The organism is Pseudomonas sp. FW507-12TSA (genome assembly GCF_058781435.1).
The window spans coordinates 106493-122672 of the sequence record NZ_JBYSWT010000002.1 but is presented as its reverse complement, the minus strand read 5'-3'; the positions used below and the strand labels follow the sequence as shown (position 1 = coordinate 122672).

At 62.8% G+C, this 16180-nt stretch carries 14 protein-coding genes; 5 read left to right on the top strand and 9 right to left on the bottom strand.

Going from position 1 to position 16180, the window contains the following annotated elements:
• Positions 1 to 3 precede the first annotated feature (3 nt).
• The 5 genes from AC3WK8_RS02665 to AC3WK8_RS02645 all read left to right on the top strand — a co-directional run bounded on the left by AC3WK8_RS02665 (position 4) and on the right by AC3WK8_RS02645 (position 5619).
• Positions 4 to 681, top strand: a complete 678-nt coding sequence (locus AC3WK8_RS02665) for a heavy metal response regulator transcription factor (protein WP_053131907.1) — start codon at positions 4 to 6, stop codon at positions 679 to 681.
• The gene (locus AC3WK8_RS02660) at positions 671 to 2035 is read left to right on the top strand and encodes a heavy metal sensor histidine kinase (RefSeq protein WP_103324044.1); all 1365 of its coding nucleotides are present in this window, start codon (positions 671 to 673) and stop codon (positions 2033 to 2035) included. Before AC3WK8_RS02665 ends, AC3WK8_RS02660 begins: the two co-directional genes overlap by 11 nt.
• Before the next feature lie 175 nt (positions 2036 to 2210).
• Complete coding sequence (locus AC3WK8_RS02655; RefSeq protein ID WP_022640787.1) at positions 2211 to 2435, top strand: hypothetical protein; 225 nt, start codon at positions 2211 to 2213, stop codon at positions 2433 to 2435.
• A gap of 190 nt (positions 2436 to 2625) precedes the next feature.
• The gene (locus AC3WK8_RS02650) at positions 2626 to 3957 is read left to right on the top strand and encodes an OprD family porin (protein WP_085594868.1); all 1332 of its coding nucleotides are present in this window, start codon (positions 2626 to 2628) and stop codon (positions 3955 to 3957) included.
• A 138-nt stretch (positions 3958 to 4095) separates the two neighbouring features.
• Positions 4096 to 5619 carry a sensor domain-containing diguanylate cyclase gene (locus tag AC3WK8_RS02645; RefSeq protein ID WP_103324045.1) on the top strand — a complete coding sequence of 508 codons (1524 nt, stop codon included), beginning with the start codon at positions 4096 to 4098 and terminating at the stop codon, positions 5617 to 5619.
• Positions 5620 to 5688: 69 nt separating this feature from the next.
• Here the strand turns inward: AC3WK8_RS02645 and lpxC are convergent, their stop codons facing one another.
• The 9 genes from lpxC to murD all read right to left on the bottom strand — a co-directional run bounded on the left by lpxC (position 5689) and on the right by murD (position 16180).
• Positions 5689 to 6600, bottom strand: coding sequence for a UDP-3-O-acyl-N-acetylglucosamine deacetylase (lpxC, locus tag AC3WK8_RS02640; protein ID WP_011063304.1), 912 nt, complete (start codon positions 6598 to 6600; stop codon positions 5689 to 5691).
• A gap of 112 nt (positions 6601 to 6712) precedes the next feature.
• Complete coding sequence (gene ftsZ / locus AC3WK8_RS02635; RefSeq protein ID WP_022640798.1) at positions 6713 to 7909, bottom strand: cell division protein FtsZ; 1197 nt, start codon at positions 7907 to 7909, stop codon at positions 6713 to 6715.
• 102 nt (positions 7910 to 8011) lie between these two features.
• A complete protein-coding gene (ftsA, locus tag AC3WK8_RS02630) occupies positions 8012 to 9271 on the bottom strand; it encodes a cell division protein FtsA (protein WP_053131918.1) in 1260 nt (419 codons plus the stop codon).
• A 14-nt stretch (positions 9272 to 9285) separates the two neighbouring features.
• Complete coding sequence (locus AC3WK8_RS02625) at positions 9286 to 10152, bottom strand: cell division protein FtsQ/DivIB (protein ID WP_016966667.1); 867 nt, start codon at positions 10150 to 10152, stop codon at positions 9286 to 9288.
• 4 nt (positions 10153 to 10156) lie between these two features.
• Complete coding sequence (locus AC3WK8_RS02620) at positions 10157 to 11113, bottom strand: D-alanine--D-alanine ligase (RefSeq protein WP_103324046.1); 957 nt, start codon at positions 11111 to 11113, stop codon at positions 10157 to 10159.
• Positions 11110 to 12567: a UDP-N-acetylmuramate--L-alanine ligase gene (gene murC / locus AC3WK8_RS02615; RefSeq protein ID WP_085594864.1), complete on the bottom strand. Its 1458-nt coding sequence runs from the start codon at positions 12565 to 12567 to the stop codon at positions 11110 to 11112. The genes AC3WK8_RS02620 and murC overlap by 4 nt, the downstream gene beginning before the upstream one ends.
• Positions 12560 to 13630: an undecaprenyldiphospho-muramoylpentapeptide beta-N-acetylglucosaminyltransferase gene (gene murG, locus AC3WK8_RS02610; protein WP_022640801.1), complete on the bottom strand. Its 1071-nt coding sequence runs from the start codon at positions 13628 to 13630 to the stop codon at positions 12560 to 12562. The genes murC and murG overlap by 8 nt, the downstream gene beginning before the upstream one ends.
• The gene (gene ftsW / locus AC3WK8_RS02605; protein ID WP_022640802.1) at positions 13620 to 14837 is read right to left on the bottom strand and encodes a putative lipid II flippase FtsW; all 1218 of its coding nucleotides are present in this window, start codon (positions 14835 to 14837) and stop codon (positions 13620 to 13622) included. Before ftsW ends, murG begins: the two co-directional genes overlap by 11 nt.
• Entirely contained in the window at positions 14834 to 16180 is a 1347-nt protein-coding gene (murD, locus tag AC3WK8_RS02600; RefSeq protein WP_103324047.1) for a UDP-N-acetylmuramoyl-L-alanine--D-glutamate ligase, read from the bottom strand. Before murD ends, ftsW begins: the two co-directional genes overlap by 4 nt.

The following is a 16180-nucleotide window of genomic DNA, read 5'->3' as shown; positions in this document are numbered from 1 at the left end:
GTCATGCGCGTCCTGATCATCGAAGACGAAGAAAAAACCGCGGACTACCTGCATCGCGGGTTGACCGAGCAAGGCTACACCGTGGACCTGGCCCGCGATGGCATCGAGGGCCTGCACCTGGCGCTGGAAAGCGACTACGCAGTGATAGTGCTCGACGTGATGCTGCCGGGCCTGGATGGCTTCGGCGTGCTGCGGGCCCTGCGCGCGCGCAAGCAGACCCCGGTGATCATGCTCACCGCCCGCGAAAGGGTGGAAGACCGGATCAGGGGCCTGCGCGATGGCGCCGACGACTACCTGGGCAAGCCGTTCTCCTTCCTCGAACTGGTGGCCCGGCTGCAGGCCCTGACCCGACGCAGCGGCGGCCACGAACCGGTGCAGATCGGCATCGCCGACCTGTGGATCGACCTCATCAGCCGCAAGGCCAGCCGCGCCGGCACCCGCCTGGACCTGACCGCCAAGGAGTTCTCGCTGCTCAGCGTGCTGGCCCGGCGCCAGGGCGAGATCCTGTCCAAGACCGCGATTGCCGAGATGGTCTGGGATATCAATTTCGACAGCGACGCCAACGTCGTGGAGGTCGCGATCAAGCGCCTGCGGGCCAAGCTCGACGGGCCTTTCGAACACAAGCTGCTGCATACCATCCGCGGCATGGGCTATGTGCTGGAGAACCGCAGTGCCGAGTAATTCCATCGCCCTGCGCCTGAGCGGGCTGTTCACCCTGGTGGCGCTGCTGATCTTCCTGCTGATCGGCGGGGCGCTCTATCAACAGGTGGACAAGGGCCTGGGCCTGCTGCCGGAAGCCGAGCTGGATGCGCGCTACAGCGTGCTGGAGTCGGCCCTGACGCGCTACGGGAACCCGGAGCACTGGGCCAAGATCAGCGCCAAGCTCAAGCTGCTCAGCGAGGAAGACAAGCGCATCCGCTTCTGGGCCATCAGTGGCGACCCGGGCTATGAATACGGCAACCCCGATGCACGGATCCGCGCCTTCGCCCAAGGCCCGCTGGGCATGCGCGACCTGACCCTGGAGGAACATCCCTATCCGTTGCGGGTGCTGGTCAGCCAACTGCCTGCCAAGGAACAGCGCCCGCCCCTGCGCTTTTTGATCGCCATCGATACCGATACCTTCCACCAGACCCAGCACCACCTGTTGATGGCCCTGATCGGCCTGGCCATCGTCGGCGTGCTGCTGGCCTCGGCCCTGGGCTACTGGGTGGCGCGGATCGGCCTCAAGCCACTGATCAAGCTGTCCCAGGAGGCCCAGCGCCTGGCGCCGCCACGGCTCTGCGGGCGCTTGCAGCTGTCACCGCTGCCGCCGGAACTGAGCCAGTTCGTCAACTCGTTCAACTCCACCCTGGAGCGGGTCGAGGTGGCCTACTCGCGCCTGGAGTCGTTCAACGCCGATGTGGCCCATGAGCTGCGCTCGCCATTGACCAACCTGATCGGCCAGACCCAGGTGGCCCTGACCCGGGGACGCTCGGCGGAACACTACTTCGAAGTGCTGCAATCCAACCTCGAAGAACTGGAGCGCTTGCGCTCGATCGTCAACGACATGCTGTTCCTGGCCAGCGCCGACCAGGGTAGCAAGGCCACCAAGCTCACCAGCGCTTCCCTGGCCACCGAGGTGGCAACCACCCTGGACTACCTGGACTTCATCCTCGAAGACGCCCAGGTCAGGGTCGAGGTGGAAGGCGACGCCCAGGTCAGCATCGAGATCGCCCACCTGCGCCGGGCGCTGATCAACCTGCTGAGCAACGCCGTGCAGCACACCGCCGCCGGCGAAGTGATCCGGGTCCGGATCGAGGTTCAGGAACGGCAAGTGGCGATCGCCGTCAGCAACCCGGGACAGGGTATCGCCAGCGAGCACCTGCCACGCTTGTTCGAGCGTTTCTATCGAGTGGATGCCTCGCGCAGCAACAGTGGCGCCAACCATGGATTGGGCCTGGCCATCGTCAAGGCCATCGCCCTTATGCATGGCGGCGACGTCTTCGTGCACAGCGACCAGGGCATCAATACCTTCGGTCTCTACCTGCCCCGCTGAAACCACCACGACCCCTGACCTGGGACAAGAGGCAGTAAAATCCTGCAACCATCGCGCTCTTGACTGTTGTTTTTTTGGTAACAGTCCTTATCCTGTTCGGCTCTTTTTCCAGCCTCACCGTGGTTATATTTTTGTCGTACCGAATTGAACTTGCACTGCAAGAAGGTCTTCAGAAATGTCCAACAGCATGGGTATTGCCAGCGCGTTCGTCTTGTCTTCCCTGTTCGTGGCGCCTGCCGCCATGGCCGAAGAATCCCAGGCTTTCGTCGCACGCAATGCCGCACGCGCCGCCGCGTTCGAACAAGCACAGATCGCCCAGGCGGCCCAGCAGCAGAACAGTCAGCAAGCCCAGAAGATCACTGCCGAGCACAGCAAGGCTGATGCCCGAAAGGACAGTTGATCCAAGCCACCGACTCGTTTCCCTCGATAACTTCTCTGCGCTCTACACCGGAGTAAGTTGTCTTAAAGCCGCTGAATCCAGCGGCTTTTTTTTGTCGTGGAGAAACCCGCGGCACGTTCGTCATCTACAGAACAAGAACGCACCGAATTCAAAATAAAAAACTATCTTCACCCACCAAAGGAGCAATACGTTGTTTAGGACTTCACTGAAGGTCAGCCCGCTATTCATTGCAATCGCTGCAACTATCCCAAGCCTTGGACAAGCCGCCGAGGACAGCGCGACCGAAGGTTTCGTCGCCGGTTCGAGCCTCAAGCTCAACGCTCGCAACTACTACATGCACCGTAACCGCCAGCAGCACAACGATGACAATATCGAGTGGGGCCAAGGCTTCCTTGGGGTTTTCCAGTCCGGTTATACCGAAGGCACCGTCGGTTTCGGCGTGGATGCCAATGCCATGCTCGGCCTCAAGCTCGATGGCGGTGGCGGCACCGATGGCTCGAGCATCCTGCCGATCAGCCGTAGCGGCAAGGACGGCGGCAAGGCCCCGGGCTCCTTCTCCACCGCTGGCGCGGCCCTGAAGATGCGCGCCTTCGACACCGAACTGAAAGCCGGTGACCTGTTCCTCAACAACCCGGTGATCGCCGGTGGCATGAGCCGCATGCTGCCGCAGACATTCCGTGGCGTGAGCCTGACCAACCACAGCTTCGACGGCTGGTTGATCGAAGGCGGCCAGGCCAGCTTCACCAAGCTCTACAACCAGAGCGGTCACAAGCGCATCGGCACCGCCTACGGCACCTTGCCCAGCAATGATGAAAGCCGCCACCTGAACTGGGCCGGGGTGGCCTGGAGCGGCGTGCCGGGGCTGACCAGCAGCCTCTATGCTTCCGAGCTCAAGGACATCTGGAACCAGTACTACTACGACCTGGACTACACCTACGCGGTCAACGACCTGGTCAGCCTCAACCCGGGCCTGCACTACTACCACACCCAGGACACCGGCAAGGCGCTGCTGGGCAACATCGACAACAACACCTACAGCCTGCACTTCACCGTCGGCGTAGGCAGCCACAGCGTCACCGCCGCCTACCAGCGGGTCAACGGCAATACACCGTTCGACTACATTACCCAGGGTGACAGCATCTACCTGGACAACTCCCAGCAGTACTCGGACTTCAACGGCCCCAACGAGCGCTCGTGGAAGCTCAAGTACGCCTATGACTTCGCCGGCATCGGCCTGCCCGGCCTGACCTCGGCGCTGTCCTATTCGCGCGGCGAGCTGGACCTGACCAAGGTCAACCCGGACAGCCGTGGTTATGCCAACTGGTACAGCGCCGATGGCAAGAATGCCAAGCACTGGGAACGTGACCTGGATCTCAAGTATGTGGTGCAAGGTGGCAAGGCCAAGGACCTGGCGGTGCGCCTGCAATGGGCAACCAACCGGGGCGGCAATGGCTACGGCGCCGTGGATAACGACACCGACGAATACCGCGTGATCGTCGACTACCCGATCAATGTGTTCTAAGACGCTATAAATAGAAGGCCAGGAGGTTTTGCTGGCCTTTTATTCAGTCGGGATTTATATAGCGCGCAGACGTGACCGATTTCTTTAGCCCACGTCCACACTAGACTTAAATCCGTCGACGTAGCAGAAGTCAAAATCATGAGCGTGAGCAGTGCGACACCCCGCACAGGGAAAATCGCGTCAAATCCTGAACGTCTGCTGATCCTGATCAGTTCACTGACCGTTGTGGCCATTCTCGGTATCGTCACCTCCCTTTTGATCCGTGAACACGGTGCTGCCGAACAGGCCGCCACCCGTGCCGCCAACAATATCGTGCAACTGATCGACGCCGACGTATTGCGCAACGTCGAACTCTACGACCTGTCCCTCAAGGGGCTGATCAGTGCAGCGCAACGCAATGATCTGAAGAACGTTTCGGCGCCCATTCGTCATCTGGCGCTCTTCGACCGGGCCACCGCCGCGCCGTACAAGGGCGATATCCTGTTGCTGGACAAGCACGGCGATGTGCTTGCCGACTCGGCTTCGGTCGTGCCTCGCAAAGGCAATTTCGCCGATCGCGAGTACTTTCGTCCGCATATCGACAATCCGGACCTGGGGATGAAGATCAGCCCTCCGTTCCGCGCCCGCACCGTCGAGCATGACTGGCGGATCAGCTTCAGTCGTCGACTGAGCAACGAGAATGGCGAGTTCATCGGTGTAGCCGAAGCGGCCATGCGCCTGAGCTACTTCAATGAGCTGTTCAAGAATCTGGACATCGGCCGCAACGGCACGATCAACCTGATCAGCCGCGATGGCTTTCTACTCGCCCAGCAACCGCCCCTGGCCGACGACCTGATCGGCAAGAGTTTCAGCAATCGTCCCAACTTCGTACGCATCCTGCACGAAGGCAATGGCAGCTTCAGCGGGGTGTCCAGCGTGGATCAGACACACCGGCTGTATACCTTTTCCCAAGTGGGCGACCTGCCGCTGATCGTGATTGTCGCGCTGTCCATCGATGAGGTCTTCAGCTCCTGGCGCCGTACCGCGCTGCTGGTCAGCGGTGCCACGGGAGTACTGTGCATTGCCCTGCTATGGCTGACCTGCCTGCTGTGTCGCGAACTGCGGGGGCGCCACCGCGCCGAACAGGAGCTGTTGCGCCTGGCCACCATCGATCCCCTCACTGGCCTGGCCAATCGCCGCTGCCTGGACCTGGCCCTGAAAAACGAATGGGCCCGGGCTCAGCGCTCGCTCCAGCCATTGTCGCTGCTGATGATCGATGTCGATCACTTCAAGTCCTTCAACGACCGTTTCGGCCACCCGCTGGGGGATGACGCCTTGCGCCTGGTGGCCCAGAACATCGCCGCCTGCATGGGCCGCCCGACGGACCTGGCGGCACGTTATGGCGGCGAGGAATTCACGGTGGTCCTGCCCGGGACCGATAGCGCCGGGGCGTCGCTCATGGCCGAGAAGATCCGTTCCAGCATCGAGGCGCTGCCGGCCGTGGCCGAGCACGCCGTGCCCTTGACTGTGAGCATCGGCATCAATACCTGGTCAGGCGATGCCGACACCCATCAGGAAGACTGGATAGGCAACGCCGACAAGGCCCTGTACCAGGCCAAGTCCAGCGGCCGCAACCGCGTGGTCTCCAATATGTCCCAGGGCCACTCCAGGCGCAGCGCCTGAAATATCGCGGGCATAAAAAAAGGCCATCCGGGGGGATGGCCTTCAAAACAAAAGGAAAGAGAGTATTACTTACACGGCCGCGACTGGACGCATGTAAGAGATCGGTGCAGTGCTGGCATCTTCGAAGGTCACCACTTCCCAAGCATCCTTCTGCTCAATCAACTTGCGCAGGAGCTGGTTGTTCAGGGCGTGGCCCGACTTGAAGCCTTTGAACTCACCTATCAGGCTGTTGCCCAGCAGGTAGAGGTCACCAATTGCATCCAGGATCTTGTGCTTGACGAATTCGTCTTCGTAACGAAGACCGTCTTCATTCAGCACGCCATCCGAATCGACCACAATGGCGTTTTCCACGCTGCCGCCGAGTGCGAGGTTGTGCTTGCGCAGGTACTCGATGTCACTCATGAAACCAAAGGTACGGGCGCGACTGACTTCTTTTACGAACGAAGTACTGGAGAAGTCCACACTTGCACTCTGGGTGCGGTCACGGAAAACCGGGTGATCGAAATCGATCTCGAAGCTCACTTTAAAACCATCGAAAGGCACGAAGGTGGCGCGCTTGTCGCCGTCTTCCACTGTCACTTCACGAAGGATGCGGATGAACTTTTTAGCTGCGTCCTGTTCTTCGAGGCCAGCAGATTGAATCAGGAATACGAAGGGTCCGGCGCTACCGTCCATGATCGGGACTTCGGACGCGGAGAGCTCGACGTAGGCGTTATCGATGCCCAGGCCAGCCATGGCCGAGAGCAAGTGCTCCACCGTGTCCACTTTGACGTCACCATTGACCAGAGTGGTCGACATGGTGGTTTCGCCAACGTTTTCCGCGCGAGCAGGAATCTGCACCACAGGGTCCAGGTCGGCACGACAAAACACAATGCCGGTGTCGACGGGCGCAGGCTTGAGGGTCAGGTATACCTTCTCCCCGGAATGCAGGCCTACACCTGTGGCACGGATAATATTCTTCAGGGTGCGTTGTTTAATCATGGCTTGGGCCGCTTCAGCGCAAATTGCGAACTGGTATCAACAAAGGCTGGCGATAATAGCAGACCACGCCTTTGCTGAACACCAATCACCCTAATACCCCTGATGCATTCCATCAATCGGCCTGACGACGCAGGAATGCCGGGATGTCCAGATAGTCCAGATCATCTTGCGGATTCAACTTCGCTGCGGTCGCCGCGTTCGATTGCGCCTGATTACGCATGACGGTCGGACGATCCAGGTCGCGGTAGTTCACCGACGGCAGCTCCTGGCGAGCAGGGGCTGGCGCTTGCGACTGCGCGGACGACATGGAGGTCTGAACGGTGTTGTCGATGACCTTCACAGGCTTCTCGATCTTCGCGCCCAGGCCGGTGGCCACTACGGTCACGTGCAACTCGTCACGCATGTCCGGATCGATAACGGTACCGACCTTGACCATGGCGTGCTCGGAAGCGAAGGCCTCGATGATGCTACCCACGTCGGAGTACTCGCCCAGGGACAAGTCGGGACCGGCGGTGATATTCACCAGGATGCCGCGAGCGCCTTCCAGGTTGACGTCCTCGAGCAGCGGGTTGCGGATCGCCGCCTCGGTGGCTTCGCGTGCACGGTTAGGACCGCTGGCGCAGCCGGTACCCATCATCGCCATGCCCATTTCGCTCATCACGGTACGAACGTCGGCGAAGTCGACGTTGATCATGCCCGGACGCTTGATGATGTCGGAGATACCGCGAACGGCACCGGCCAGCACGTCGTCGGCCTTGGCGAAGGCGGACAGCAGGCTGGCGTCCTTGCCCAGGATGGTCAGCAGCTTCTCGTTGGGGATGGTGATCAACGAGTCGACACTTTCGCTCAGTGCGCGGATGCCTTCATCGGCGATCTGCATGCGCTTGCGGCCTTCGAACGGGAACGGACGAGTCACCACCGCAACGGTGAGGATGCCCATTTCCTTGGCCACTTCGGCGATGATCGGCGCCGCACCGGTACCGGTACCGCCGCCCATGCCAGTGGTGATGAACACCATGTTGGTGCCCGCCAGAACTTCGGCGATACGTTCGCGGTCTTCCAGGGCGGCCTGACGACCGACTTCCGGATTGGCACCCGCGCCCAGGCCCTTGGTCACACCGGTACCCAGTTGCAGGATGGTCCGCGCGCCGATGTTCTTCAGCGCCTGAGCATCGGTGTTGGCGCAGATGAACTCGACGCCTTCGATGTTGCTCTTGACCATGTGATTGACCGCGTTGCCGCCGCCACCGCCTACGCCGATAACCTTGATTACCGGACTTTGCGGGATGTTGTCTACGAGTTCGAACATTTTCCCTCTCCTTTCATTCTCTAATTTTTCGCCTACTGCCTACTGCTTTGTTGCCTGCTGCTTTACTGCGTACCGCTTGAAACCTGTTCTTGTAGCCGCGTATCAGAAGTTGCCCTGGACCCAGCTCTTGATGCGATCGAGCAAGGCGGCCTTGGGCTCGTCGCTGCTGTAGCTGTCGCGGTTGCCGATGCCGGAGAACTGGATGCCGTCGGACTGCTTCTGCAATCCGTACTGCAATAGGCCGACACCGGTGGAATAGATCGGGTTGCGCACGACGTCGGTCAGGCCCTTGACACTGTGGGGCACGCCCAGGCGGACCGGCATGTGGAAAATTTCCTCGGCCAGCTCCACCGCGCCTTCCATCTTCGAGGTGCCGCCGGTGAGCACGATGCCCGCCGGGATCAGGTCTTCGTAGCCGCTGCGGCGCAGCTCGGCCTGGATCAGGGTGAACAGCTCGTCGTAGCGCGGCTCGACCACCTCGGCCAGGGCCTGGCGCGACAGCTCGCGCGGCGGACGGTCGCCGACGCTCGGCACCTTGATGGTTTCGCCGGCACCGGCCAGCTTGGCCAGGGCGCAGGCGTAGCGGATCTTGATCTCTTCGGCGTACTGGGTCGGAGTCCGCAGGGCCATGGCGATGTCGTTGGTCACCTGGTCGCCGGCGATCGGGATCACCGCGGTGTGGCGAATCGCGCCTTCGGTGAAGATCGCCATGTCGGTGGTACCGCCACCGATATCCACCAGGCACACGCCCAGTTCCTTCTCGTCGTCGGTGAGCACCGCATAGGCAGAGGCCAACTGCTCGAGGATGATGTCGTCGATTTCCAGGCCACAGCGACGTACGCACTTCTCGATGTTCTGCGCCGCGTTGACCGCGCAGGTCACCACGTGGACCTTGGCTTCCAGGCGCACGCCGGACATGCCCAGGGGCTCGCGCACGCCTTCCTGGTTATCGATCACGTAGTCCTGCGGCAGGGTGTGCAGGACCCGCTGGTCCGCCGGGATCGCTACCGCCTGGGCCGCGTCCAGGACTCGTTCCAGGTCCGCCGAGCTGACCTCGCGGTCGCGGATCGCCACGATGCCGTGGGAGTTCAGGCTGCGGATGTGATTGCCCGCCACGCCGACGAACGCCGAGTGGATGCGGCAGCCCGCCATCAGTTGCGCTTCTTCCACTGCCCGCTGGATCGACTGCACGGTGGACTCGATGTTCACCACCACGCCCTTCTTCAGGCCGCGGGACGGATGGGTACCGATACCGACGATTTCCAGCGAGCCATCGGCCGCGACTTCGCCCACCAGCGCCACCACCTTGGAGGTGCCGATATCCAGGCCGACGATCATTTTGCCGCTTTGCACATTTGCCATGGTCCTGCCTCTTCTTAATTCTTCGCGACGGCGGGCTGCGCCGTCGTGGGTGCCGCCGGATCGCGCCAGCCAACGGCCAGGCCGTTGGCGTAGCGCAAATCGATGCGCGCGATGTTCGTGATCTGTTCTTTCAGCGTTTTTTCATAAATGGCAATGAAGCGGCGCATCTTTTCCACCAGATGATCGCGACCCAGCAGCAACTCGATTCCCGGCCCGGCACTGCCGGCACCGGTGGTCAGAAACCAGCTGCCACGCTCGCGCAGTTCCAGACGGGCAATCGAGAAGCCCAGCGGCCGCAGCATCTGGCTCAACACCTGATACTGCTGCATCACTTGCTGCTGGGCCCGCTGCGGCCCGAACAATTGCGGCAAGTGCTCATAGTTCGCCAGTTCACGCGGGGTGAAGGCCTGGCCCTGGTTGTTCAACAGCGCCTCGTCGCCCCAGCGGGCCACGGGTAGTTGTTCTTCCAGGCGAATCACCACCTGGTCCGGCCACACCCGGCGTACCTCGGCATGGGCGATCCAGGGCATCTGCTCCAGTTCGGTGCGCATGCTCGCCAGGTCGATGGTGAAAAAGCTCGCCGCGACGTAAGGCGCGATTCGCTGCTGCACCGCCTGCTGGCTGATGTAGCTCAAGTCCCCCTGCACCGCGATCTTGGTGATCGGGCGGTCGGCATACGGCAAAAGACGCTGGGCGCCTTCGTAGGTGCCGAACCCCAATGCCACCAGCAGCACAGGCCAGAACAGGCTTTTCAGGAAGCCGAAGTTGGCTTTCGGCAGGCGCACCGACATCGGCTCTTTGGCCACCATCCGGCTGGCACCCCGCGGCACCGGCTTGCGGCCGGGTGCGGGTTGCTGATGACGAAGCGATGCGCCTTGCATGGACTTAACCTCGCGCCTCAAGACTGGCTGCCAGGATGGCCAACACCAGTTGCTGGAAATCCAGACCGGCCGCACGAGCGGCCATCGGCACCAGACTGTGGTCGGTCATGCCTGGAGCGGTGTTCACTTCCAGGAACCAGAACTGCCCCTGGGCATCCTGCATCACATCGGCACGCGCCCAACCGGCGATACCGAGCGCCTCACAGGCCTTGGCCGTGAGTTCCATGAGTTCCTGCTCTTTGTCGCTATCGAGGCCGCACGGGATCCGGTATTGGGTATCGGAAGCCAGGTACTTGGCGTCGTAGTCGTAGAACGTGTGGGGAGTGCCCAGGGCGATAGGTGGCAACACCTGGCCGCGCAGGGTCGCGATGGTGAACTCGGGACCCTGGATCCATTGCTCGACCAACACTTGCGAATCATAGGCACTGGCCGCCTTCCATGCCTCGATCAACTCGGAGCTGGTGGTCACCTTGGCCATACCGATACTGGAACCTTCATGGGCCGGTTTGACGATCAAAGGCATGCCCAGTTCCGCCGCCGCGCAAATACAGTCGCTTTCGGAGCTCAGTACCGCATGGCGTGGCGTCGGAATGCCCAGGCTGTGCCAGACCTGCTTGGTCCGCAGCTTGTCCATGGCCAGCGCCGAGGCGAGGATGCCGCTGCCGGTGTAGGGAATCCCCAGGCATTCCAGCAGGCCCTGCATGCTGCCGTCTTCACCGCCACGACCGTGGAGGATGATGAAGGCGCGATCGATCTTCTCGCTCAACAGGCGCTGCAGCAGGTCATCGCCGACGTCGATGCCGAAGGCATCCACACCGCCGCCCTGCAGGGCTTCGAGCACGGCCTTGCCGGACTTCAGCGACACTTCACGCTCGGCACTCTTGCCGCCATACAGCACGGCCACGCGACCGAAGTCGGCCGGAGGCACGGTGGAGAACAGCTTGGCGTAGGCAGCGGTCATTTCGACGCTCCCTTGCCAGCAGCCACGGCTCCGGCGAACAGTGGACTGTTGAGCAGCTTGGGCGCCAGACCGCCGATGTCGCCGGCCCCCTGGCACAACAGGATGTCGCCGGCACGCAGCAGCGGCTTGACCAGCGGCGCCAGGTCGACACCGCGTTCGATGTAGATCGGGTCCAGTTGGCCACGCTGGCGGATGCTGTGGCACAGCTGGCGGCTGTCGGCTCCGGGAATCGGCTCTTCACCGGCCGGATAGACTTCCATCAGCAGCAATACGTTGGCGTCGGTCAGCACCTGTACGAAATCGTCGTACAGGTCGCGGGTGCGGCTGTAGCGATGCGGCTGGTAGACCATCACCAGGCGGCGTTCCGGCCAGCCACCACGCACGGCCTTGATCACCGCGGCGACCTCGGTCGGGTGATGCCCGTAGTCGTCCACCAGCATCACGTTGCCACCTTCCACCGGCAGTTCGCCGTAGACCTGGAAGCGCCGGCCCACGCCCTGGAAGCCCGACAGGCCCTGGACAATGGCTTCGTCGCTGATGCCTTCGTCGGTGGCGATCGCGATCGTCGCCAGCGAGTTGAGCACGTTATGGTTGCCCGGCATGTTCACCGACACATCCAGTGGCTCGCGGTCGCGACGCAGCACGGTGAAGAAGGTCTGCATGCCTTGCTGGCGAACATTGATCGCGCGTACGTCGGCTTCTTCGCTGAAACCGTAGGTCACGGTCGGCCGCTTGACCTGCGGCAGGATCTCGCGCACCACAGGATCGTCCAGGCACATCACCGCCAGCCCGTAGAAAGGCAGGTTGTGCAGGAAGTCGACGAAGGTCTTCTTCAGCTTGTTGAAGTCACCGTCATAGGTCGCCATGTGGTCGGCGTCGATGTTGGTCACCACGGCCACCAGCGGTTGCAGGTGCAGGAAGCTGGCGTCGCTTTCATCGGCTTCGGCGATGAGGTAGCGGCTGGTACCCAGTTGCGCATTGGTGCCCGCGGCATTGAGCCGGCCACCGATGACGAAGGTCGGGTCCAGGCCGCCAGCGGCGAACACCGAGGCCAGCAGGCTGGTGGTGGTGGTCTTGCCATGGGTACCGGCCACGGCCACGCCGTGGCGATAGCGCATCAGCTCGGCGAGCATTTCCGCGCGCGGTACCACCGGCACGCGCCGCTCCAGGGCAGTGGCGACCTCCGGGTTGGAAGTGTTCACGGCGCTGGATACCACCAGCACGTCGGCATGGGCGGCGTTCTCGGCACGGTGGCCGATGAAGATCTGCGCCCCGAACGACTCCAGGCGCTCGGTAACGGCCGAGGCCTTGAGGTCGGAACCGGATACCTGGTACCCCAGGTTCAGCAGCACCTCGGCGATCCCGCACATGCCCACGCCGCCGATACCGACGAAGTGGATGCGGCGGATGCGGCGCATTTCCGGTTGCGGCATGGCTTTCTGGCTTTCAACCATGGGCCACCTCCAGGCAGATATTCACCACGTCCTGGGTCGCTTCGGGTTTGGCCAGGCGGCGTGCGGCACGGGCCATGTTGTCGAGTCGTTCTGGTTGCATCAAAACCTCTGTCAGGCGCGCGGCAAGGTCCGCAGCACCAGTCGTTCTTTGCGGCATCAGGAAGGCGGCGCCTTCACGAGCCAAATATTCGGCGTTGCGAGTCTGGTGGTCGTCGATCGCATGGGGCAAAGGCACCAGCATCGAGGGCAGACCGGCGGCAGCCAGTTCGCTGACGGTCAGCGCACCTGCGCGACAAACCACCAGGTCGGCCCAGCCATAGGCTTGGGCCATGTCTTTGATGAAGGGCTGCACCTGCGCCTCGACGCCAGCGGCGCGGTAACGCTCTGCAGTGACCTCATCGTGATTTTTGCCAGCCTGGTGGAACACCTCCGGGCGCAGCTCGGGGGCGACCTGTGCCAGGGCTTCCGGCAGCAGCTTGTTCAACGGCTCTGCGCCCAGACTTCCACCCAGGACCAGCAAACGTGCCTTGCGTCCGGCCAGGGCCTCGCGCGGTGCCTCGAGGAACAGCTCGGTGCGTACCGGATTGCCCGTGGTGCGGCGGCTACCGGAGGCCCCGAAGGTGTCCGGGAAAGCTTCGCAGACTCGGGCGGCCAACGGCACCAGCAGCCGATTGGCGGTACCGGCGACCGCGTTCTGCTCATGAACGATGACCGGCACCGAGGACAATTTGGCAGCCACTCCACCCGGCCCGGTCACATAACCACCAAAACCCAGCACGCAGACCGGCTTGAGCTGGCGCATGATCCGCCGCGCCTGGAGCACTGCCTTGAGCAGCACGAAAGGCGCCTTGAGCAACGACAGCTTGCTCTTGCCACGCAACCCGGTGACGTTGATCAGGTGCAGGGGCAGGCCCGCAGCCGGCACCAGGTCGTTCTCGATTCCCCGCGGGGTGCCCAGCCAGTGCACGCTGTAGCCGCGCGCCTGGAACTCCCTGGCACAAGCCAGCGCCGGGAACACGTGGCCACCGGTGCCGCCGGCCATGATCAGCACGTTAGCGCCCATGGGTCGGCTCCTCGGCAAAGTCACTTTCATTGAACTCCATCTCTTCGCTGCCCAGGTGGGTCCTGCTCTCCCATTCGATACGCAGCAACAAGCCCAGGCAGGCACAGCAGATCACCAGGGAACTGCCGCCATAACTGAGGAACGGCAGGGTCAGGCCCTTGGTCGGCAAGAGGCCGACGTTCACCCCGATGTTGATCAGGAACTGGCCGATCCACAGGAACGACAGGCCATAGGCGACGTAGGCGGCAAAGAACTGCCGGGCCTTCTCGGCCCACAAGCCGATGTACATGCCACGGATACAGACGAAGCCGAACAGCGCCACGGTGCATAGCGAGCCCACCGCCCCCAGTTCCTCGGCCAGCACCGAGAACACGAAGTCGGTATGGGCCTCTGGCAGGTAGAACTGCTTCTGTACGCTGTTGCCCAGGCCAACGCCCAGCCACTCACCGCGGCCAAAGGCGATCAGCGCCTGGGACAGCTGGTAGCCGGCGCCGAACTGGTCGGCCCAGGGGTCGGCGAAGTTGGTCAGGCGCGCCATCCGGTACGGCTGCATCTGGATCAGCAACACCACCGCCGCCACCGCCAGCACCACCATCAGGGAGAAGCGGAACAACCCGACGCCCCCAAGGAACAGCATCGCCGCAGCCGCGCCCATCATTACTACCGTGGCGCCGAAGTCGGGCTCCATCAGCAGCAGGCCGGCCATCGGCAACAACACGATGAATGGCTTGAAGAAACCCATCCAGCTTTCGCGTACTTCCTTCTGCCGCCGCACCAGGTAGCCGGCGAGATAGATCACCACGAACACCTTGGCGATCTCGGAAGGCTGGACGTTGAAGAAGCTGAAGCCGATCCAGCGCATCGAACCGTTCACCTCACGACCGATGCCCGGGACGATCACCATCACCAGCAGGCCGAAGGCGCCGATCAGCATCATCCAGCCCAGGCGCTGCCAGGTGGCGATCGGGATCATCATGGTCACGATGCACGCGCCCAGGCCCAGCAGGATGTAGATCAGGTGCCGGATCATGTAGTACAGCGCGCTGCCGGACTGGGCCGCGGCCACTTCGGTAGACGCCGAGGCGATCATGATCAGCCCGAGGCCGAGCAGCGTCAGGCAGCCGGCGAGCATCGGGAAGTCGAGGTCGACGCCGCGTCCGGTGATGATCGGCGATGGATACGGCTTGATGATGTTCCTCAGGTTCATGCCAGCTCCTCCACGATGCGGACGAACTGGTGACCACGGTCTTCGTAGTTCTTGAACATGTCGAAACTGGCGCAGGCAGGCGACAACAGCACCACATCGCCCGCTTGGGCAACGGCTCGGCACTGGGCCACCGCGTCAGGCAGCGAAGCGGCGCGGATCAGCGGCACACCATCGCCAATGGCCTGGCCGATCTGCTCGGAGTCCCGGCCCATCAGGACCACGGCACGGCAGTTGGCCGCCACTGGATCACGCAGGTCCTTGAAGTCGGCACCCTTGCCGTCGCCACCGGCGATCAGCACGATCTTGCCGCTGATGTCGGCGCCCAGGCCTTCGATGGCGGCCAGGGCGGCCCCCACGTTAGTGGCCTTGGAATCGTTGTAGTAACCCACGTCATCCAGGTCACGTACCCACTGGCAGCGATGCTCCAGCCCGGCGAAATTGCGCAGCGCCGCGAGCATGGCATCGAACGGCAGGCCCACCGCATGTCCCAGGGCCAGGGCCGCCAGGGCGTTGGACTGGTTATGGGCACCACGGACCTTCAGCTCGCGCACCGGCATCAGGTTCTGGAATTCGAAAGCCAGGTACTTCTCGCCATTCTCCTCACGCAGGCCGAAGGCCTTGAAGTCCGGCGCACCCAGGCCAAAGCTCCAGCACGGCAGCCCCTCACCCACCAGCGGCCGGGTCAGGGCGTCCTGGCGGTTGAACACCACTTGCCGGGCACCGCGGAAAATCCGGTGCTTGGCCAGGTGGTAGGCCGGCAGGCCGCTGTAGCGGTCCATATGGTCTTCGCTGATGTTCAGCACGGTGGCCACTTCGGCACCGAGCTGGTCGGTGGTTTCCAGCTGGAAGCTGGACAGCTCGAGGACGTAGAGCTCGACGTCATCACCAAGCAGGTCCAGTGCCGGGGTCCCGAGGTTACCGCCCACGGCGACGCGCTTGCCGGCAGCGGCAGCCATCTCGCCCACCAGGGTGGTCACGGTGCTCTTGGCATTGGAGCCGCTGATGGCGACGATCGGCGCCTTCGCGTTACGCGCGAACAGTTCGATGTCGCCGGACAGTTTCACCCCACGCGCGGCGGCAGCCTGCAGGGCCGGAGTCGCCAGGGCCAGGCCGGGACTCACGTAGAGCTCGTCGGCACGGCACAGGAAGTCGACGTCCAGCTCGCCACAACGCACTTCCACCTGTGGATAGTCACGGCGCAGCGTGGCCAGCTCCGGTGGATTTTCCCGCGTGTCGGCCACCGCAAAAGCAACGCCCCGGCTCGCCAGGAAGCGAACCAGGGACATGCCGCTCTTGCCGAGGCCGACAACGATGCGGAAGTGGTCGGAAGCGATCAGGGACAC